This is a genomic window from Thermoplasmata archaeon, from assembly GCA_038851035.1.
Lineage (GTDB): Archaea > Thermoplasmatota > DTKX01 > VGTL01 > VGTL01 > JAWCLH01.
Window position 1 is genome coordinate 25,366 of sequence record JAWCLH010000025.1, and the last position, 20,206, is coordinate 45,571.

A 20,206-nucleotide genomic window follows, 5' to 3' on the forward strand; every position below is an offset into this window, starting at 1 on the left:
GGGCCGGTTTTCTTAAAGCTTTTCAGACATCCGACGCCCCCTCCCGAGCTCTAGCTTTGCGGTGAGGATTTTCTCCGTCGAGAAAACGCGCGCCGCCAGGGCCAGGACTCCCGCGGTGAAGAGGGCCTGATACAGTATCCCCAGCGCCACGACGAGGTACTGGTGCGTGTAGAGGGCGCGGGAGGCGATTATCGGGTAGGAGAACGGAATCGCCAGAATCACCGCTTGGAGCCAGCCCGGGAGGGACTCCACCGGCGAGAACATCAGGACGATGGCCGGAATCATTATGGGTATGTAGAGGACGCCCATCAAGGACTGGGCGCTGCGCACGTCCTTCGTGAACACGGAGAACAGGACCGCGAGCGAGAGGGCGGAGACGAACGAGAGCAGCAGCGACGCACCGAGAAGGGCTATGCCCTCGGCAGGCGGAGCGAGGCCGAGCGATGCCAGGTCCAGGTCGCCCGCGCCGATTCCGAGGCTGCTGAAATAGAAAGAGAACCCGACGAGGTAGGAGGCGGTCGCTAGGAGCGAGACCAGAACCACGCCCGCGAGCTTCCCGAGCAGGATGCTCACCCTCCTCACCGGGAGCGTCAGGAGGACCTCGAGCGTCTTCTGCTCCTTCTCCATCGCCACAGAGGTCGCGGCGAGCTGTCCGGCCATTATTAAAAGAATCATCAGGGCCACCGGCATTGAGAACGAGGAGCCCATTATCGCGGCACCGACCAGAGTGGGGTCGGCATCCTTTGGCTCGCCGTGAATCACGCTGAGCGCTTTCGTCACCAGAGGCCGGGTCAGGTTTGGGGCGCTCTCGTTCGGGTAGGCCCTCTGCAGCCTCTCGGTCACGACCGCGTCGTTGAAGACCTCGACGGCAGACAAGAGCCTCTGGTGCACCGTGCTCTCGGCGATGGAATAGTCACGCATGATTCCGTAGATCCTGACTTCGGCCGGCTTCAGCGCCTCGAGCCTCTCGGAGAAGTCGGGGGTAACCGCGACGAGCGCAATCTCCCCGCCCTCGAGCGCGCTCCGGAGCGCCGAGGTCTCATCAGCCGCGCTGATGTTCCGGACGGTGAGGTTGGACGCAACGAGGACCGCGCCCAGGAGAGTGGAGTAGGTTTCGTTGCCATCGAGGGAATCCGTAGAGAAGAGGCCCACGGCCGCGCTCTCCACGCCCCGCTCCGCCGCCTCGCGCGAAGAGCCGATGGCGCCTCCTAGCACAGGGAATATGAGCATTGGGACGAGAACCATCCCCACTAGTAGCTTCGGGTCCCGCACCATCTCCCTGAGCTCCTTCCCCGCGATGTTCGCCAGAGGCCCCATCACGCCCCACCCCCGGCCGCGCGCTCCACACCAACTACTGTGATGAACAGCTCCTCGAGGTTCCTCACACCGCGCTCCTCCATCAGCTCCCGCGGCGCGCCAGTGCACGCTATTCTTCCACCGTGCAGAATCGCGACGCGGTCGCAGAGGTACTCCACCTCGAGCAGGTTGTGGCTCGAGACCAGCGCGGCCGTCCCGGTCTCCCTCACCCTCTCCCTTATCACCCTGCGGATGTGGTGGGCGTGCAGGACGTCGAGCCCGGAGGTCGGCTCGTCGAGGATGTAGAGACGGGAGTCGGTCATCAGCGTCCGACCGATCAGGAGGCGCCGCCTCATGCCACGGCTGTACTCTTTCGTCCGGGAGCGAATTCTATCGCCGAGACCGGCGATTCGGGCCCCGCGCCGAACCGCCTCCTCGGGGTCGCCGGGGTAGAACCGGGCCATGAAGCGCAAGTACTCCTCGCCCGTGAGGTTCTCGTAGGCCCCGGCCTCCTCGGGGAGGTAGGATATGATTCTCCTGACCTCGTCCCTCTCCCTCACGACGTCGTGGCCCCAGACCTCCGCCCTCCCCGCTGTGGGCACTAGCAGGGTGGCGGCGATGCGAATCGCAGTGCTCTTTCCGGCCCCGTTTGGGCCGATGAGGCCGAATATCTCTCCGGCCTCGACCGTGAGGTCCACCCCGTCCAGCGCCCGCACGCCGGAGTGGTAGTCCTTGACCAGTCCGCACATCTCGAGTGCGTGCATGGACCCACGGGACCACCAGCATGGGCCGCCGATAAATAACTATCGTAGGTGGTCTGCCGAGTTGCTTCCGGACGCCGAGGCTGCCGTGGGGTCAACTCCGGCAGAGGGAAAAAATGCGCAAAATCTCTTATCACAACGCTTAAATATCACGCAAAAAAAGTACTATTGATTTTATATATCGCCGGCGCAGAAGCTCTCGCGGTGAGCTGGATGACGAGAGCCGTCGCGATTGCGCTTTGCCTCTTACTGACCATCCCGGTTGCCCATGGCCCAAGTATCTCGCAGAACCCGCCGGCCGGCCCCGACCGCGCGCGGGACCCGGGAGCCACCCTGACCGGGGAGCGGGGCTCCGGGCCGCTGCATGAGCCTGCCGCAGAGACGGTTGAGGAAGCGTGCGCCTCCGGAAACCACGCCAGCGCGGCGGGGCATAACGCCCGGTGCCGAGAAAGTCCGGAGAACGAAGAGCCGGCTCCAGAGATTGAGCGCGCTGATTCACGGGGCCCGGGGGGTGCGCAATCCTCGGCCAAAATGGAGGTGGAAGGGAAAGGGACCTCTCCGTCCGCGCAGAAAGAGGACAAAACGGCGGGGATTGCACTTCCTGACGCTCATGAAGGAGCGGGCGACGGCAGGCTCGTCGTGATATCCAACGCCACGAACATCACCCTCGCGCTCGGGACCTTCAGCACCACCCTGCGCTACTTCCCTGACCCGAAGACGAACATCGGGACGCTCCAGAAGGGCGTTCCCGTGGACATCACGGGCCAGCTCGTTGACGGAAACTACACCGAGCTCGGCGCGGGCGGCGCGGGCGCGGCGATGAGGAACCACGGAATCGCAAACATTGTTGAGATGGTCTACTGGGAGTTCAACCACGAGCCCCAGACGCCGCTCGCTCTGGCGTGGAAGAACCCGGACGACATCAACGACACCGACATCAACGGGACCTTCGTGATTCAGCAGTGGGCGCCCGATGTTCCGAAGGCCGGGCTCTACCCGATGGTCTTCTACTTCGAGGGCGCCTCGGTCGAGATCGGCGGCACGATATACAACATCTACCCGCCCTGCAGGAAGGAGTTCCTCGTGGCGGTCCAGTTCCCAGTGGAGCTCACCGTCGAGGTCTCGCCCGCGGCGCCGGAGGCGGGCGGGAACATAACGATAACCGGGACCGCGAGGGGCACGGACGGCGTCTCGCTGGACAACGAGGGCCTCCTGGTCTCGTTCGCGGGGACAAGAATCGGCGCCCCGCTGCCCGCGGGCTGGTACATCGACGACGTCACCGTCGTCGCCGACACCCTCAGGACGGTCCTGAAGGAGAACTTCGAGACCGGCGGCACGGGCTGGACGCACGGCGGCGTCGGCGACGACTGGATGATTGGAATACCGGCGAGCCCGATAGGCCCGACGAGCGCGAACAGCGGCCAGAGGTGCGCCGGGACCAATCTCAAGGGCTCGTACCAGCAGCTCGCGGACTGCGTTCTGGTCAGCCCCGACTTCAACCTGAGCATGGCGTTCAGCGCGCAGCTCTCCTTCTTCGAGTGGTACGACCTCGCCAGAGAGGACTCGATACTCGTTTCGCTGGAGGCGCTGATAGGCGGCCTGTGGATCGAGAGCGACGCGATCGAGGTGAACGGGAGCAGGCCCCAGTGGGCCCAGAGGACCATAGACTTCAGCGAGTTCACGAGGGGCGGCGGCGTTTTCGAGGCGGTGGGGTCGGAGAGGGTGCACATCAAGTTCAGGCTCGTCAGCCGGACCTTCTCCGTCTACACCTCCGGCGGAGAATACTCCTTCAGGTACCGGATACCGGACGAGACGCTTCCCGGAGAGCAGAACCTGACGGTGACGCACCCCGCCTCCCTCCTGTACGCCCACGGCTCCGTCTCGAAGGTTTTCCCGGTCAAGAGGCCGACGACCTTCGTCTTCCCCACAAACCCCGCGGCGCACATCGCATACCGTAGCAGCGCGGACGGCTCGATACAGAAGTACATCGAGCTCAGGGCGAGGCTGGTCGACAGCCGCGGCGACCCGCCGATGATGAAGATAAAGGACGAGAAGGGCGAGGAGATCAGGCAGGACTACACGGTCAAGGTCTACTGGGACGCCACGCCGCTCGACCCGCGCGACCAGCCGAAGCTGATTGGGAACGCGAGACCGCTGAACATGACGGAGAACTTCTGGGACGGCTCGCTGACGATCGCGTACAAGGTACCGAACGACCAGCCCCTGGGGCCGGTCTATGTGATATTCAGCTTCGGCGGAACTAGGTACTACTCCCCGGGCGAGGCCACAGATTCCTACACGGTGATGGCGCACACCTTCATCGAGCCCCCGCCGCCGGAGGAGAGGACCGTCTTCAGGGGAAGCACGGTCAACCTCTACGGCGTCCTGAAGGTGAGGCCGGAGGAGAGCCAGTTCGACACCATCCGCGGGGACCCCGTGCAGCTGAAGAACATCAGAATCTTCTGGGCGGGCGAGGAGCAGACGAAGGAGGGGAGGACGGTCATCACCGAGCTCGACGGCACATTCTCGATGTCGTATCATGTGTCGAGCACGCACGCCCTCGGGCTGGTCCCCGTGAGCTTCAAATTCGACGGCGACGACAGGTACCAGCCCTGCGCGGCGGACGTGAACTACTCCGTCAAGTCGCAGACATTCATCACGCTCGAGCCGCAGACGGTGATGAAGGGCGTCCCGATCGACGTCTACATAGACGGCGTCCGGAGGCTGGGAATCGCCGGCGTTCTCAGGGACGACAAGGGCGACAGAATCGGCGGCGTGCCCGTGACGCTCAAGAGGCTCAGACTCGGGACCGAGGAGACGCTGAAGAGCAACCTGATAACGGGACCGGACGGCGTGTTCGTTTATCCGTTCACGGTCAGGTTCGAGGACCCCGTGGGCAACCTCACGCTCATCGCCACATTCGCCGGCGACGACAAGTACACGAGGTCCACGAACATGACCAACTACACGGTGCGCGTCAGGACCTCCATCGAGAGAATCGACACTCAGACCGAGGTCGCGCGCGGCGGGACGCTGAACGTTCAGGCGCTCCTCTACGAGGACTGGAACGGCGCCCCCGGGTACGAGATAAAATACGAGATGGTCACACTCTCGCTCGACGGCCAGCCGCTCACGAACAACATGACCGACAGCGGCGGCCAGGTCTCGTTCCGCTCGATTATCAGCTCCAAGACGCTCGTGGGGATGAGGGAGATATCGCTCAGGTACAACGGCAGCCAGTACTACCTCCCCACCGAGAACACATCGATGATTTTCGTTCAGGGGAGAACGCTCATCGAGTTCCAGGACGTCTACCCCAACGAGACGCTCCAGCAGAAGAGGCGGCTCAGCGGCAGGCTCAGGCTCGTCGACGACGCCTACGTCCCTCTGGTGAACCAGACCGTGCTGGTCTTCTTCACAATCGAGAAGAGCTCGATAGACATCGAGAACCCCGAGATCGAGAAGGAGAAGAGGGACAAGAGAATCGCCGTCGCCAACACGGACATACAGGGCTACATCAGCTTCAACGTGACCTTCAGAATGGGCGAGAACCTCGACAGCCAGCAGACCTGGAAGCTCCACCTGTGGGCTAAGTACGCGGGCCAGACGGAGGTCATGCCCGACGGCGAGGTCAAGATGAAGTACCTGAACTCGACCGGGACCTACTCCCTCACCTACATCATCCCGGCGAGGGTCAGGGTCCCAGAGTGGGGATGGCTGATCGTCCTGGTCATCATCGCCGTCGGCTCCATAATCACCGGCTGGGTGCTCTACGAAATCAACAAAAAGAGGGCTCTCAGGGGCATGCAGACGATCATCCGGAGGGCCGCAGACCAGCTCGTCGCCGGGAACGAGTACGCGGCGGTCATCTTCAAGGCCTACAGGAAGCTCGCCGCCAGCATGAAGAGGTACGGCTACATGAGGCGCGACAGCGAGACATTCCGCGAGTTCGAGAGGGCGATAAGGATAGCCCTGCCGATAGACCAGAAGGCGATGAACGAGTTCCTGACGGTTCTGGAGGAGGCCCGGTACAGCCAGCACGAGATGGGCGAGCCGGACAGGGACAGGGCGATAAACGCCCTCAGGGCGGTCCAGTACTCGCTCGAGAAGGTCATCCTGACGCAGGAGCAGCTCGCAATGATTCAGGACAAGGCCGAGGCGCTGCCCGAGGAGGCAGAGCCCGACATATACATCCAGAGCGAGGAGGGCCTGAAGAAGGCCGAGGACATCGATATCCCGCTCGTCGAGGGGACGCCCGTGGAGCCGCCAGAGGACCGGCGTCCTCGGGAGCCCACCACCGGTGGCGCCGGCAAGCCCGGTAGTGATGGGGGCGGGGGCACCCAGTAGCAACGTCCATGGGGAGAGGAGATAAGCCTGAGGTGGGAAGACCGGGGGCTCTTCGGGGCCGCGAGCCACCTCCCGCCGCACCCCTAATTTTTTATCGCCCCACGCCATTCCGCGCCCTGGTGGAAGAATGGGCTTTGGTCTCACAAAGGAGCAGCTCGAGTTGCAGGCCGAGGTTCGCGAGTGGGCCGAGAGGGAAGTCGCGCCGCGGGCCGAGGCCGTGGATGCCACGGGCGAGTTCCCGCTGAACACGATAAGAAAGGCGGGCGAGAGAGGCTACGCGGGCCTGAACATTCCCGTCGAGTATGGAGGCCGGAAGGTGGACGGGCCCTCCTACGCCCTCGCCATCGAAGAGATATCCCGCGCCTGCGCGTCGGTGGGGGTGATTCTGGCGGTGCACAACTCGCTCGGCGCTCTGGGCGTCTATCTTTTCGGCACGGAGGAGCAGAAAAAGAAATACCTTCCCGACCTCGCGTCGGGCAGGAAGGTCGGCGGCTTCATGCTAACGGAGCCCGGGGCGGGCTCGGACGCCGGCAACCTCTCGACGACGGCGCGGCTGGAGGGGGACCATTACATAGTCAACGGGAAGAAGCGCTACATCCTGAGCGGCACGCACGCCGGCACCTTCATCCTGTTCGCCATGACGGACAAATCGGCCAGCTCGAAGGGAATGAGCGCCTTTATTCTGGAAAGGGAGACGCCGGGCCTGAGGATGGTTGGAAGGCACGAGATGATGGGCGTCAGGGGCTGCTGCCCGGCGGAGTTCGAACTGAATGACGCGCGGGTGCCGAAGGAGAATCTGCTTGGGAAGGAAGGGCAGGGCTTCAGAATCGCCCTGACGCTGCTCGACCACGGGAGAATCGGCATAGGTGCGCAGGCCGTCGGAATCGCGAGGGCGGCGCTGGAGGAATCGATAGCTTACGCGAAGACCCGCGTGCAGTTCGGCCAGCCGATCGCGCGTTTCCAGGCGATATCGTGGATGCTTGCGGACATGGCCACGCGCATCGAGGCCTCGAGGCTTCTCGTGCTGAGGGCGGCCGAGATGAAGGACTCGGGCCAGCGCTTCAGCAAGGAGTCATCGATGTGCAAGCTCTTCGCGTCCGAGACCTGCAGGTGGGTGACCGAGAGAGCAGTCCAGATACACGGGGGCGCGGGCTATATGAAGGGGAACCCGGTCGAGCGCCACTACCGAGACGCCAAGATCCTTGAGATATACGAGGGCACATCGGAGGTCCAGAGAATCGTGATATCGAACGCGCTGCTATCCTGATGGAATTGGAGGATGCGCTGGGGACTGACTGAGGCGGTGGGACCGTATGACCGGAAGAGTTCCGACGATTCTGTGCCGTTGCCAGGGGCAAGAAGGCTCCGCGCAATGGTGAGGATTGGTGAATGCGGCGGTGGATGAGGGGGGCGGGAGGGAGATGGCATGAAGGTCAGGGTCAGGCTGCTCAGGCCGTTCAGCGACGCCATCGGGCGCTCCGAGCTCGAGCTCGAGCTCCCCGAGGGAACGACGGTGACGGGGCTCGTAGAGCGACTCGCGGCGGAGCACCCGCGCTTCAGGGAGCAGGCCTACGAGAGCGACGGCAGGATGAGCGAGTACCTGACCATGTTCCTGAACGACGCGCCCGTGACGGACGCCGGTAAGGCGCTCGGGGACGGGGACGAGGTCCTCATATTCTTCCCCGTCAGCGGGGGCTGATGGGGCGCGCGGACCTGCGCGCGCGGCAGAGCCCCGGCCCCGCTGGCGAATGGGACCGGGAGGGCCCGGGGCGGCGACAGAAATCAGGCCGGCATTCTCTTGCGATAGCTCTCGAACAGCGCCTCGAGGAAGCGCTCCCCGTCCATTCCCGCCCTTCCGGGGGCGCTAGTCAGCTCGTCGTACAGCACGTCAATCAGCTCCTCGTAGGTCTCCCGCGGGTGGACCCTTCGGGCCTCAAGAGCCTCCCTCAAGCTCCGCTCCAGTCTTATCATGCTCCTCCCTTTCCCGGGCAATCATCGGGCGCGTGCTATATGGAGCTTTTCGAAATATATTACTGACACTATATCTTTCAAAATATTCTCTATAGTTACCTTTAGCCGGGCGCCGGAGCCCGCTTCCTCCCGACCACCCACCTCCACCTCATCGAGCCCTTGCTCACGCCCCTCTCCTCCGCGAGGCGGAACAGCCTGCCCACGGCCTCCCTCCTCTCTTCATAGCGCTGCTTCGGATAGAGCGAGGCCGACTGAGCGGGCACCTGATAGAAGCGCCTGAGACCTTCGAGGCCGAGCTCAGTCTCGACCGTGCCCTCCCTGAGCTCGCAGAAGCCGCACTCCCTCAGGATTTCCGGGAGGAGAGATACGTCGCAGGGAAAGCGAGGAGCAGGGAAGCGCTCCCCGCCGCTCCACTCCGGCAGGAGCTCTCGGAAGAGCTCCCTTCCCTCAACATAACTCCCCTCAATATAGTTGACCCCCACAACCCCGCCGGGCCTCAGGACGGCGAGCGCTCCTCGCAGGGACCTTCTTGCGTCGGGCAACAGGAAAATCGAGGCTGTGTAGAGGACCGCGTCCCACGGGCCCTCCACCCTCCACGGCCGCGGAGCCTCAGCCTGGAGTCCCCCTCCAGCATCGAATGAGCCCCCCTCGCCCTCACCCGGGCCAGAGACCAGCGCTTCCAGCTCCTCGACGTCGCCGACCAGGAGCTCCACGTTCACGGCGCCCCCGAGCCTCCGGCGCGCTGCATCAACCATTCCCGCCGAGATATCGATTCCGAGGACACGTCCCCCGGCTCCGACGAGCGCCGCCAGAATTCCCGTCGATATGCCCGTGCCGCACCCTGCGTCTATGACCCTCATACCCGGCCCCACGCCGGCCTCGCGCGCCAGCTCGCGGGCGAGGAAAGAGAAGAGGCCCGTGGCCCCCTCGAAATCGTCGTAGCTCGCGGCCGAGGCGTCGAAATTCGCCTGAATAGCCCTCTTTATCGCCGCTGCCTTCTCGGGCTCCATTCCTCGCCTCCGCTCAGGCGGCCAGCGCTCCGGACGAGCAGCAGGTGGCCAGACATTGCCAGCTCTTTCCAGCCTTCCCGGTTCGCATCGCTCCCATACCCCGAGGCTCCGGCTGCTCGTGACGGCCTGGGCGCTGGGGGGAGCCTTCGTCCCACGGAGCGAAAGCTGCTTGCGCCATCGCCTCCCCTTCACCCTCCGTCTCCACGGGACTACCCGGGCCCGAGGGCCCTCGCCGCCAGCTCCGTTATGTCCATGAATCTGAGGGCCACTCCTGTCTCCCTCTTCACCCTTGGAATCACGATCTGCAGGTTGGCCAGGCAGGCCGGGCAGGCCGAGGTCACGAGCTCAGCTCCCATGTCAACGGCCTCCAGCATGCGCCTGAGGGCCATCTCCTCGCTGTGCGCCGGGTCGAAGCCCTTCGCGCCGCCGCCTGCACCGCAGCAACGCGAGGCCTGCCGGCTGAAACGGAACTCGACGGGCCTGATGCCCGGGATGGCCGCGAGCAGCGCCCTCGGGGGCTCGTAGACCCCCATCGCCCTCCCCAGGTCGCAAGGGTCGTGGTAGGCCACGGCCAGGGGCTCCCCCCGCTCCCCGCCGGCCTTCTTCAATGGAGGCAACGTGAGTTCGAGGCATCCCTCAGAAACCAGGCGCGCGAGATACTCGACGATGTGCAACGTCTCGAACTCTATTTCGAAGTGCTGCGGATAGATTCTGGAGAGGGTCTTGTTGCAGCCGGCGCAGGTGGTGACGACAGTTTTTGCCCCCAAGGAGCGGATGGCCTGGATGCAGCGCCTCGCGGCCTCCTCGAACTCCCCCAGACCGGCGGCGTAGAGGGGGTAGCCGCAGCAGAGCTCTTCCTTGCCGAGGACGGAGAACTCTCTTCCGGACGCGGAGAGGACGCGGAATGCGCTCTCGACGATTCTCTGCCTTTGGAAAGAGGCGACGCAGCCGAGGTAAAGGAGGAGCGAGGGTTTTCCGCCGAGGTGGGCTCCAAGGGGCAAGCCCCCCCCGAGCGCTGAGGGGTAGAACTGCCCCCTGGCCGATTGCGGCTCGCCGAACAGGTTCCCCGCCGCTAGCACCCTCTCGCTCTGGAGCCTGAAGACATCTGGGGACCAGCGCTTCCGGCCTATTCTCTCCCTGAGGCGGAGGGCGTAGTCGGGAAGCGGTATCTCGAGCGGGCAGCAGCTCCTGCAGGAATCGCACAGGGTGCACTGATAAAGGGCGGAGCGCTCCGGGCGCGCCGGGCCTCTCGAGAGCTCGCTCAGGAAGAACTCACGTGGCGAGACGAGTCCCAAACCTCCCATCATGCAGCCCCTCCTGCAGGCCCTGCAACCTATGCACTCGAGAATTCTCCTGTTCTCGGACCTGAGGAGGGATCTCCTGCCACCGTCGATGAGGACGACGTGAATCTCCCCCGGAATCGACGGCTGGAAGAGGACCTCCGCGGCCCCCGGTTCTTCACCGGCCCCATCAGAAGAAATCAGAGGCGTCCGCGATAACTGAGCGCTCCCCACTGAGGCATGGGGCGTCTCCCGAGCCCCCAGACTGGTCCCGCCCGAAACATGAGGAGCTGCCGGTGCGGACTGGCCGGCGCCGCCGTCCTCCAGGAGCGCGCCGAGGCCGAAGAGCGCCGCGCACCTCGACTGGAAAAGCGCCTCCTCTCTGTTCTCGACGAGTCTCTCGATTCCGCCGACGACGAAGAGCTTCTCTGCAGAGAAGAGGAGCTTGGAAATGTTGTGGGTGTGCTGGACGAAAAAGAGAGAAGCGTCCGAGGCGGAGACGGCGCTCACGCCGACGGCCGCGGCCCACCTGCCCTCCGGGAGCGGAAGGGGTGTCCCGTAGAAGGGCCGGGAGGGGGGGACGGCCATGAACGATTCCCATATCACGCGCGGCTCCGGCTCCGCAGCCTCCCAGGGCTTCCATGTATCGACTCCGGATTGGGCTGAGCGCGAGGGGGGCGGGTGCTGCGCGGCGTCCCCGGGCTTCAATACACCGGCCCCGGCCGCGAGCCCGAGCTCCGTCTCATAGGTGTCTATGAGTGACAGGCCCTCCCTCTCCAGATATTCGGCGAGGCCCGCGACCGTCGAGGAGCTGTTCACGAGCAAGTACCTGCAGCCCCTCGCGGCCCTCTTTATGTATCTCGCGGCGTCTGCACCGTCCCTCGCGATGTGGGGCCGCAGGCCCGCCGCCTTCGCGGCCCGAGCAAAGGACATAATTAGGCTCTTGCTCTCCTCCAGCGAGAGCTCCCTGATGCTCCTGAGCTTTTTCTTTATCCCATCGAGCTCGAAAACGGGCCGCTCTGAGAGGGCTCGGGTCCTCGCGAGCATGAGTACCTTATGGGTCGCGGATGGCTCGACCGTGAAGAGGAGCGGCCGGGGCAGGCCACCACCCCTATCTCTTGAGCAGAGCGGAGGCGAGCCTCTTCCTTCGCTCGGTTATCTCCATGCTCTCCTCCTCCCACTTGAGCGCCCCCGTTGAGCAGAACTTCACGCACAGGGGGTCCCCACCACAGGTGTCGCACTTGATTATCTTCCCTTTGAAAGAGTGGACGCCGGCGTAGGGGCAGGCGACTACGCACATCCTGCACCTTATGCACTTCTTTTCGTCGCGAATGACGACATTGCCCTCCTTCCTCAGGGCCTTCTTCGTGCACACCCTCACGCACTCGGCGTCGTCGCACTGGAGGCAAACGAACTGAATCTCGTAGCGCTCGAACTCGTCGCGAACTATGTTTATGGCGCCCATCTTCGGATTGCACTCGCCGAAGTGCTTCAGGGAGCATGCTAGGGCGCAGAGTTTGCAGCCGGTGCACTTCTCGGGGTAGGTGTATAGGTACTTCATTGAATCGCCTCCAGCTCCATCCGGCGCTCCTCCGGAACCCTCCCGTCCTCCGTCCAGCCATGGAGGGCGTAGAACTCGGCCTTCATCTTCGCAAATTTCTGCCTGTCTATATGATGGCCTCTCGCCGCTCTCAGGGGACTCGGGTCGTCGAAGTACCTGCGGGGGAGGGTATCGTGAGCCTCCGTCATCCCCTGCTTGAAGTTGAAGAGCCTCTCCAGGTCAACTGTCCTGCGCCCGACCTCGCTCACCTCCGCCTCGCTCATCTCCCAGCCCGTGACGCAATAGACCAGCTCCTTCATCCACGAGTAGTCCACGAAGTGTGGGCTGTTGAATCCGTGGCATATAAACTTGCACATCTCAAGGCAGTCGATGGTCGCGAATATTCTCTCGGACCACGTGACGACGAGCGCCTTCCCATCGTACGAGGTCGGGTCGGCCGTCACTCCTTTCCCATATATCCTCTCTTTGACCTCAAGTGGGAGCTTGAAGAATATCTCGAGCGTGGGCCGGCTGCGCAGGTGGTCCGCGCCGCGCGACGCGGTGGCGATGCCGAGCGCAAAAGCCTTCATGTAGCGAACGTCATGCGGGTCGGACTGGGGGATGTCCTTGACCGCTATGAGATAGTCCTTGTTCGGGTCGCCCAGCTTCGCCGCCGCCCTGTTGCCCTCGGCGAGAATGTTTCCGAAGCCCTCCCTGCGCGCGATTTTGTTGATAATTCGAACCGCTTGCTCGTAGTCTCCCCAGCGGAGCTCCTCGCCATCGGTCAGCTTTTTATCCAGCTTTCCCTGCTGGTAAAGGTCTATCGCCCAGGCCAGATAGGTGCCCGTGGAGGAGACGTCCAGTCCGAGGTCGTTGACCAGATTCCCCAGCTTTATGATTTCCTCGTACTTCTCCATCCCGATGTTCGCGCCCAGGAGCACGAGGGTCGTGTACTCCGGGCCCTCGCCCCCGAAGACGTTCCTGTGCCTGCAGTGCACCGGGCAGGCCTGGCACGCGATCATCTTCTCGATGAATGGCTCGGCGAAGGCGGCGTTGTGGTCGTCCCTCCAGGCGTTCAGGGTGCTGTTCTTCGTCCTGATGCCGCCGAAGGCGTTGGAGACCTCGTATAGCAGGAGCGTGCCAACGGAGCCGAGAATGGGCGTGATTTTGGAGCTCATCAGGTAGTTCTTCAGCTCCTCAACCTTCTGAATCATCCTGTCCGGATGGGCGACCTGCAGGCCCTGCGTCCCGTAGGCCGCGACCGCCTTCAGGTTCTTGGAGCCCATGACGCAGCCCAGACCGGTCCTTCCGCCCGCGTTCTTCACACCGGTGCGGACGCAGGCGAAGCGCACAAGATTCTCGCCCGCCGGACCGCAGAGGACCATCTCGACCGGTCCGAGGTCCTGCCTGATGCGCTTCTGGGCCTCGTTTGTCGTCTGGCCCCAGTAGTCCTTCGCGTCCTTTATCTCAATATTGTTGTCTGTGACGTGGAGGATGACGGGCTTCTTCGCCTTTCCTTTTATTATGAGCCTCTCGAAGCCCGCGTACTTCAGCTCCGGGGCGAAGTAGCCCCCGCAGTTCGTGTCGGCCAGGAAGCCGGACTCCGGGGACTTCGATGTCGTGTTGAAGCGGCCGGAGCAGGGGGCGAGCGTCCCGGTCATCAACCCCGTGCCGAATATCAGGATGTTGTCGGGCGAGAGGGGGTCAACATTGTCGCCGAGCATTTTGTAGAGGTAGTATACATTCATCCCCCTCCCGCCGAAGAGGGCCTTCCTCAGCGAGTTGGGCACATCCTGAACGGTCACCTTCTCTTTGCTCAGGTCCACTATCGCGAGCTTTCTCCTAAGGACCAAGCGAGCACTCTCCCGCCGGCGGGCAACATCCTGACCATATTTAAATATTGAGGGGAGGGGCGCTGGCATGTATGATATCTACCCCGCTGGCAGCCGGGCGCGGTCCGCGAATGCGAATAACCTCCTCCCCGCCCGGTCCCGGTCCGCAGCGCGGAGGGCCACGCCGGGCATTGAAGCGCGGGACCTCCTCCGCGCCCGGCCCTCAAACGGCGGCGCGTGGCGTCGCCACCGGGTGTTGAAAAGCGGTACCTTGTCCGGGCTGGCCCTCAATCCGCGGCGTAGAGCGCCGCCCCCAGCGCGCCTATGAACTGCGGGTCCGGCGGGACCAGAACCCTGAGGCCGTGGTCCTGTTCGAATATCTCCTTCAGGAAGGGCTGGTGGGCGATGACGCCTCCCGTCAGGACCACGGTCCCCGAGAGCGGTTCCATCTCGACTATGCGCGCGGCGACGGAGGCGAGCAGGCCCCGCGCGATGTCCTCGACCCTCTCGCCCCTGCGAATCAGCCCCAGAATCTCTGTAGAGGTGAAGACGGTGCAGAAGGAGCCGAGCTGGATCCTTTTCGTCGAGCGGGCCGCGAGCTCGCTCAGCTTTTCGGAGGGAACGGAGAGCTTGATCGCGGTCTCCTCGAGAAAGGCGCCCGTGCCGGCGGCGCACTTGCGGTTCATTCTGAAGCTCATGTGCCGGCCCTGCGCGCCCACGCGAATCACCTTGCTGTCCTGGCCGCCGATGTCCACGACCGTCATCTCGCCCGGGAAGTGGTGGAAGGCGCCGCGCGCGTGGCAGGATATCTCCGTTCTGAACCCGTTGGCGAAGGCGACCGCGTCGCGGCCGAAGCCGGTCGCTATCGCGCGCCTGATGTCCTCCGCCCTCGCCCCCGCCGCCGCCAGAGCCTCGGCCCGGCACTCCTCCGTCGCCCTCGCGAGGTCCACCCCACTCCTCCTTATGCCCTTTCCCACGGGCCTGCGCTGCCCGTCTATCAGAACCGCCTTTGTGCTCCAGGAGCCCACGTCCACCCCGAGGTAGAGCTCCCTCAACTCCCCCACCCCCGCGTCTTCATTTCACGCCACGCTCCATCCATTGCCTTCTTCCTCCCGGCCCCACCCGTCCCGAGCCCCCTCCACGCGCGCAGGACCGCACGTCCCGGGCGACCGCGGCGGGGGCTCACGGCCGCTCCTGTCCCCGGCCCTTGGCCTCCTGCGCCCCCGCTGAGCCCGTGAGCTGCTCGACGAACGCCTCCAGACTCGTCCTGACCTGCGCGTCCGAGTAGAGCCTCAGGTCGCAGAGATCCCCGTTGAAGGTGAGGGTCGGTATCCCGGCCCCGGCGAGCCTCCGGGGCATCCCGTAGCGAGAGTTGGCGTTGTTGGGGCAGGTCTTTGAGTCGTGGAAAACAACACCGTGGACCTTGAATTCCCTCACTAGCTCCCTGATATAGGCCTCCTTTATTTGTTCTGTCCGGTTGATGAAGAGCTTCGTGTAGGCCCTCGCCATGCTTTCCAGGGGCCTCGAGGGGTCGAGCTCGTCGAATATCCAGCTGTTGCAGTATGTCGAGACGACGAAGCAGGCCCTCAGGCTTATGCAGAGCTCCGACAGGTCCCTGAGCCTCCCCCAGACCGGCATCCCCTCCCAGTATAACCTTATTCTCTCGCCCGGCACGGCCGCGACGCCGTCCTTTATCCGCCCCTCGAGCTCGGCAAGGAGGATTTTGTAGTATTCCACGGCCTCTTTCCTGCCCCTGAGCACGACCGCGGGGCCCATGTGGATGCAGCCGTCGAAGAAGCTGATGGGGGAGGGAATGTGGGCCCCGGTGCGCAGAACCCTCCCCCACAGGTCGCTGCACTCTCGCGAGAGCGCAACGACTTTCCTGAGCTCGGCCGTGTCGAGCTTCGTGCCGGCGACCTTTTCAAGGGGCTCGATGAGACTCTCGAGCTGGGCCTCTACCGCCCTGACATGGGCCTCCCCGAGCTCTGGCACGGGGTGCGGCGTGCTTACGCCGACGAGGGGCACATTGAACTCGCGCTGGTAGAACGAGAACCAGTCCTGGACGTCGCGGCACTGGTTTGTATTGTAGACCAGCACGTCGGGCCTTGGAATGGATTTCAGGCCGTAGGCCTTTTTGAGGGGCGTCTCGCCCTTCAGGTAGGCCCCGATGTCCGAGGTCAGGTAGGAGCAGATGTCCGGGGAGTAGCCGATGGAATTGGCCGCGGGGATGAGGGAGCTGCTCAGCCTCGCCGCGCCGAGCATCGCGCCGTGGTTCTCGGGGAAGTAGACTCTGAAGCCCAGCGCGTAAAGAATCTCCGCGGGGCCGACGCTAGTGCACCAGGCCACCTTCCCCTTGCCCTCCTCCGCCGCCTGGCGGATTTCCTCGTAGTAGGCGGCCATGACCCTCTTGAGCTCGGCAGAGGCTTTTATTTCGACGCGCGCGGCGGGCATCGCGGACCCCGGAGCGGGTAATGATGTGAGGGGATTAAATGCTTGCCGGGGGGCGGCTCGGAGCAGAAGTTCGGGTATGATTATGGAGCGCTCCTCCACTTTCGCCCTCCTCTCCTCGCGCTATTTATATGTACCAACAAATAAATTACCGAAGCATGAGACTGGACGATGGAATTCTTCTGGCGGTCGAGGCCTGCGAGCCAGCCCACGTCGGCCGAACAGCCCTCCAGAAGCTGATGTACTTCGCTTCCCGGCGAGGTGTTGTGGATGCGGAGTTCAGCGCCCACTATTACGGCCCTTACTCGCAGGAGGTCGCCAGCGAGGTCGCCAGTCTTGTTGACCTGAATTTCCTTGAAGAGCAGGCCGGCGTTGTGTACGCCAGCGGCAATGTGGGCTACGTTTACAGGCTCACGGAGGAGGGCCGTCAGGTACTTCCCGGCGGGAATGGACAGAAGAAGCTCATCAGGGCCATCGTGTCGTCCGCGGTCTCGCGTCTTTCCCTCAACCCCCGGCTTCTGGCCACCGCTGCAAAGGTGCACTTCATCCTTGATAGCTCCCACGAGCCGATGGTGCCACAGAAAATACGCGAGAGGGCCGGGCGGCTCGGATGGGAGCTCGAGGAGGCCGACATCTTCAAAGTGATAGATTACCTCAAGGATCTGGAGCTTGTGGCAACAGAGCCATGATACGATGAAAGTTCTCCGGGACCCGATTCATGGTTATATCGAGCTCTTGGACCATGAAATCTCACTGATAGACACACGACCGTTCCAGCGCCTCAGGGGCATAAAACAGCTCGCCCGCGCTGACCTGGTCTATCCCTCGCTGGTCCACACGCGCTTCGAGCACTCTCTCGGGGTGATGCATGTGGCCTCGGAGATGGGGAAGAGGCTGGGACTCGATGATGACCAGCTGAAGAGATTGAGAATCGCGGCCCTGCTGCATGACATAGGTCACGGGCCCTACTCGCATGTTTTTGATAATGTCCTGAGAAGGGGCTCCCATGAAGAGATTACTCACAAAATAATAAAGGAGAACGAAGAAGTGAGAGAGGCGCTGGCCGGCTGCGGAACCGAGCCCGATGAGATTCTGGATATCTTCGATGACAGGACATCCATATCCCATGAGCTACTTTCGTCCCCGCTTGACGCCGACAGAATCGATTACCTGCTCCGCGACGCCTACCACGCCGGTGTGGCGTATGGCCTTTTCGACTATCACAGGCTGGTCTGGACTCTTGAGAGATACCATGACGGCTACAAGGACAATCTCTGCACCTCCGCGAAGGGGAGGGACGCGCTGCTGAGCTTCGTCCTCGCAAGGTATTTCATGCACCTTCAGGTCTATCAGCATCATGTCCGGGCGATCACAGACAATATGCTGGTCAGGGGAATAACGCTCGGAAAGGAGTGCGGCGTGTTTCCGGAGAGCCTGTTTGATACGTCCTCAAAGGATTTTCTGGACATATTTCTTGAGTACAATGACGAGAAAATCGCGCGCGAGGGCATCAGCGGGGGCAGTGGACCGGTCAGGGAGATATTCGAGTGCATCGGCCAGAGAAAGCTTTTCAAGAGGGCGTATGACAGGGCGCCGAGGGAAATCGAGGAGGCCGGGAGGCGGAGAAGGCTGGTGGAGTGGTTCAGGGAGAGGCCGCGCGAGCTCGAAGAAATGATATCTAAGAAAGCCGGGGTGAGCCCCGAGTCTATAATATGTTATCTAATGCGAATCGACAACCCGCTCTCTCCCGACGGCGCCGTCGGAGAGCCACTGGTGAAGGCGGGGGAACGCGTCATGGAACTCCATGAGGTGGTCGATTTCCGCCCCATCGAAACTGCCCAGCAACGCCTCTATGTTTTCTGTCCGTCGGCACTCCGGGACGATGTGAGACGGGCTGCGGAGGAGGTTCTGGCAGCGCTGTGATGCTCTTCGGGGGCTTTACCTCCGGACCTCCCAGGATGTGACGCTCATAGTTACACTATCCAGAGTGATCCCGGTTCCCGGGAGCACGGGTTGATTTGTGTGGCAGCCTTCTTCCGGGAACCTCTGACAGGCATAGCAACAGAGAGGTCGGCCCGGTGCCAGCAGCCAAAGGTGCCGGTGCTGTTGGCTCCGACGCGCATAGCCACAGAGAGGTCGGCGCCCTTGCGCGGGCCGATCCTCGGGGGCGCGAGCCGGAATGGGCGGGCATCTGGGGGCCGGGGCGCTTCGCCCCGGGGCGGCGACTGTCGGTGGGTCTTCAATGGCTCTTCTCGCCGGTCACGGCTCGGATGCGCGGCCCTTGCTCCCCTGAACTCATTTTCTTCCCTGTCAACTGGCCATCGCAATGAAGCCCGGTAGCCGGAAGATAAGAGGCGAGCATAATGGTTGGAAGCGCCCGGATTTTATGAGAGCATTTACTTTCGGGATATTACACCTTTATCGGAGCGCCTGATGATTTCTCGGATATCTCTGTATAAAAGCCTGCTCATGGCCCCGGGTAATTTCTCCGAGAGCAGGTATTTATGGGATATCACGGGAGAGAATAGGGACTATGGTTTGCATGCTCGCGGGGCCCTCACAAAACCCAGCGGGCTCATATGGCCCTCCGTGGTGAGGTCGTGCTCGGGCACTGCCATCCTGGGGCGGGTGAAGATGACCGCGGTGCCCGTGGAAAACTTCAGTATTTCAGAACCCTCAGCCCCGGTACCCTGGCGAAGTGCGCGTCCCTGGTGACGACCGTCTGTCCGCGGACGATCGCGATGCCCGCGATCATGGCGTCCTCTGTCTCGATGGGCTCGCCCCCGCGCGCCAGCTCGTGAAGCACCTCGGCGGCCCTCCTCGCGGCCTCGCCGTCGAGAGGGAGCACGGGCATCGCGCAGAGAAACTCATCCACCTTCTCCCGCGCCTTTGCCGGAACTCCAGATTCGAGCGCCCCCTGCCAGAGCTCCATCACGGAAGGGGCGGAAACGAACAGGGGCTCCGACCTCCTCTCCAGCTCGGTAAGAACGGCCCCGGCGGCCTCCCGGCCCCTCAGGATGTCTATCAGGAAGGTCGTCTCGAGGATGGCCACGCTCATCCCGCCCGGAGCCCTTCGGCGACCCTGCGCATCCTTCTTTTCCTCTCGGCGGCGTGCCGCGCTCTCCCGGCCCGAACCGCCCTCTCCAACCGGTCCGCGGTCCCGGCGGGGAGCGCCCCGAAGAACTCCCTCGGCGAGCGCCTCCCGAACACCCTCAGTATCGCCTCGCTGAAGCTCTCGTTGGGGCCCTTGGCGGCCTTCAGGGCCTCGTAGGCCTCGGTCGTGACGGTTATCGTTCTGGATGCCATGATTGTATGTTTAGATGTGTTTAATTATTTAAACATATCTATATTTATTATTTTTTCAGTTCATGCCGACTCGGGGAAGCGGACCCTGAAGCCGAACGCGCAGAGAATCTCCGCGGGGCCGGCGCTTGTGCACCGGGCCACCCTCCCCTCCCCGGCCGCCCGGCGGATTTCCTCGTAGTGGGCGGCCATGGCCCTCTTGAGCTCGGCAGAGGCTTTTATTTCGACGCGGGCGGCGGGCATCGCGGACCCCGGGGCGGGGGATGATGTGAGGGAGTTAAAGGCTTGCAGGGCGGTGGCGGCCCATTCCGTCGAGAGGCCCCCACAGGAAAATACCGGCCCCGGATGCCGGTCTGGCGCGGGGACGCACTCGGCGACCTCCTCCAGGAACGGGAGGGCGACGGTGGATATGCCCTCC

At 63.3% G+C, this 20,206-nt stretch carries 17 protein-coding genes; 5 read left to right on the plus strand and 12 right to left on the minus strand.

Going from position 1 to position 20,206, the window contains the following annotated elements; genetic code table 11:
• Positions 1–12: 12 nt before the first annotated feature.
• Together QW379_08145 and QW379_08150 are read right to left on the minus strand one after the other, a co-directional pair.
• The gene (locus QW379_08145) at positions 13–1,317 is read right to left on the minus strand and encodes an ABC transporter permease (protein MEM2870371.1); all 1,305 of its coding nucleotides are present in this window, start codon (positions 1,315–1,317) and stop codon (positions 13–15) included.
• Positions 1,317–2,060, minus strand: a complete 744-nt coding sequence (locus QW379_08150; GenBank protein MEM2870372.1) for an ABC transporter ATP-binding protein — start codon at positions 2,058–2,060, stop codon at positions 1,317–1,319. Before QW379_08150 ends, QW379_08145 begins: the two co-directional genes overlap by 1 nt.
• A 210-nt stretch (positions 2,061–2,270) precedes the next feature.
• Between QW379_08150 and QW379_08155 the strand changes: the two genes are divergently transcribed.
• From QW379_08155 to QW379_08165, 3 genes are all read left to right on the plus strand, one after another.
• Complete coding sequence (locus tag QW379_08155; protein ID MEM2870373.1) at positions 2,271–6,404, plus strand: DUF4129 domain-containing protein; 4,134 nt, start codon at positions 2,271–2,273, stop codon at positions 6,402–6,404.
• Positions 6,405–6,531: 127 nt separating this feature from the next.
• Positions 6,532–7,671: an acyl-CoA dehydrogenase family protein gene (locus QW379_08160; protein ID MEM2870374.1), complete on the plus strand. Its 1,140-nt coding sequence runs from the start codon at positions 6,532–6,534 to the stop codon at positions 7,669–7,671.
• 159 nt (positions 7,672–7,830) lie between these two features.
• Complete coding sequence (locus tag QW379_08165) at positions 7,831–8,103, plus strand: MoaD/ThiS family protein (protein ID MEM2870375.1); 273 nt, start codon at positions 7,831–7,833, stop codon at positions 8,101–8,103.
• An 83-nt stretch (positions 8,104–8,186) separates the two neighbouring features.
• Here QW379_08165 and QW379_08170 read toward each other — a convergent pair whose 3' ends face one another.
• From QW379_08170 to QW379_08200, 7 genes are all read right to left on the minus strand, one after another.
• On the minus strand, positions 8,187–8,396 hold the full coding sequence (locus tag QW379_08170; GenBank protein ID MEM2870376.1) for a hypothetical protein: 210 nt from the start codon (positions 8,394–8,396) through the stop codon (positions 8,187–8,189).
• 80 nt (positions 8,397–8,476) lie between these two features.
• A complete protein-coding gene (locus tag QW379_08175; GenBank protein MEM2870377.1) occupies positions 8,477–9,385 on the minus strand; it encodes a class I SAM-dependent methyltransferase in 909 nt (302 codons plus the stop codon).
• 209 nt (positions 9,386–9,594) lie between these two features.
• The gene (locus tag QW379_08180; GenBank protein MEM2870378.1) at positions 9,595–11,712 is read right to left on the minus strand and encodes a heterodisulfide reductase-related iron-sulfur binding cluster; all 2,118 of its coding nucleotides are present in this window, start codon (positions 11,710–11,712) and stop codon (positions 9,595–9,597) included.
• Between the two features lie 64 nt (positions 11,713–11,776).
• Positions 11,777–12,226: a 4Fe-4S dicluster domain-containing protein gene (locus tag QW379_08185; GenBank protein ID MEM2870379.1), complete on the minus strand. Its 450-nt coding sequence runs from the start codon at positions 12,224–12,226 to the stop codon at positions 11,777–11,779.
• Positions 12,223–14,058 (minus strand): aldehyde ferredoxin oxidoreductase family protein, encoded by a 1,836-nt coding sequence (locus QW379_08190; protein ID MEM2870380.1) that lies wholly within the window; start codon positions 14,056–14,058, stop codon positions 12,223–12,225. Before QW379_08190 ends, QW379_08185 begins: the two co-directional genes overlap by 4 nt.
• Before the next feature lie 266 nt (positions 14,059–14,324).
• On the minus strand, positions 14,325–15,092 hold the full coding sequence (locus QW379_08195) for an acyl-CoA dehydratase activase (GenBank protein MEM2870381.1): 768 nt from the start codon (positions 15,090–15,092) through the stop codon (positions 14,325–14,327).
• A gap of 127 nt (positions 15,093–15,219) precedes the next feature.
• Positions 15,220–16,488 carry a 2-hydroxyacyl-CoA dehydratase family protein gene (locus QW379_08200; GenBank protein ID MEM2870382.1) on the minus strand — a complete coding sequence of 423 codons (1,269 nt, stop codon included), beginning with the start codon at positions 16,486–16,488 and terminating at the stop codon, positions 15,220–15,222.
• A gap of 155 nt (positions 16,489–16,643) precedes the next feature.
• On the opposite strand from QW379_08200, the gene QW379_08205 reads away from it, so the two are divergent.
• Together QW379_08205 and QW379_08210 are read left to right on the plus strand one after the other, a co-directional pair.
• Positions 16,644–17,174 (plus strand): hypothetical protein, encoded by a 531-nt coding sequence (locus QW379_08205; GenBank protein ID MEM2870383.1) that lies wholly within the window; start codon positions 16,644–16,646, stop codon positions 17,172–17,174.
• A 4-nt stretch (positions 17,175–17,178) separates the two neighbouring features.
• Positions 17,179–18,408: an HD domain-containing protein gene (locus QW379_08210; GenBank protein ID MEM2870384.1), complete on the plus strand. Its 1,230-nt coding sequence runs from the start codon at positions 17,179–17,181 to the stop codon at positions 18,406–18,408.
• Positions 18,409–19,144: 736 nt separating this feature from the next.
• Here the strand turns inward: QW379_08210 and QW379_08215 are convergent.
• The 3 genes from QW379_08215 to QW379_08225 form a co-directional block, all read right to left on the minus strand.
• Positions 19,145–19,543, minus strand: a complete 399-nt coding sequence (locus QW379_08215) for a PIN domain-containing protein (protein ID MEM2870385.1) — start codon at positions 19,541–19,543, stop codon at positions 19,145–19,147.
• Positions 19,540–19,791 carry an antitoxin VapB family protein gene (locus tag QW379_08220; GenBank protein ID MEM2870386.1) on the minus strand — a complete coding sequence of 84 codons (252 nt, stop codon included), beginning with the start codon at positions 19,789–19,791 and terminating at the stop codon, positions 19,540–19,542. The genes QW379_08215 and QW379_08220 overlap by 4 nt, the downstream gene beginning before the upstream one ends.
• Before the next feature lie 60 nt (positions 19,792–19,851).
• Positions 19,852–20,206, minus strand: a 355-nt coding sequence (locus QW379_08225; GenBank protein ID MEM2870387.1) for a hypothetical protein, incomplete at its 5' end; no start/stop codon positions are given.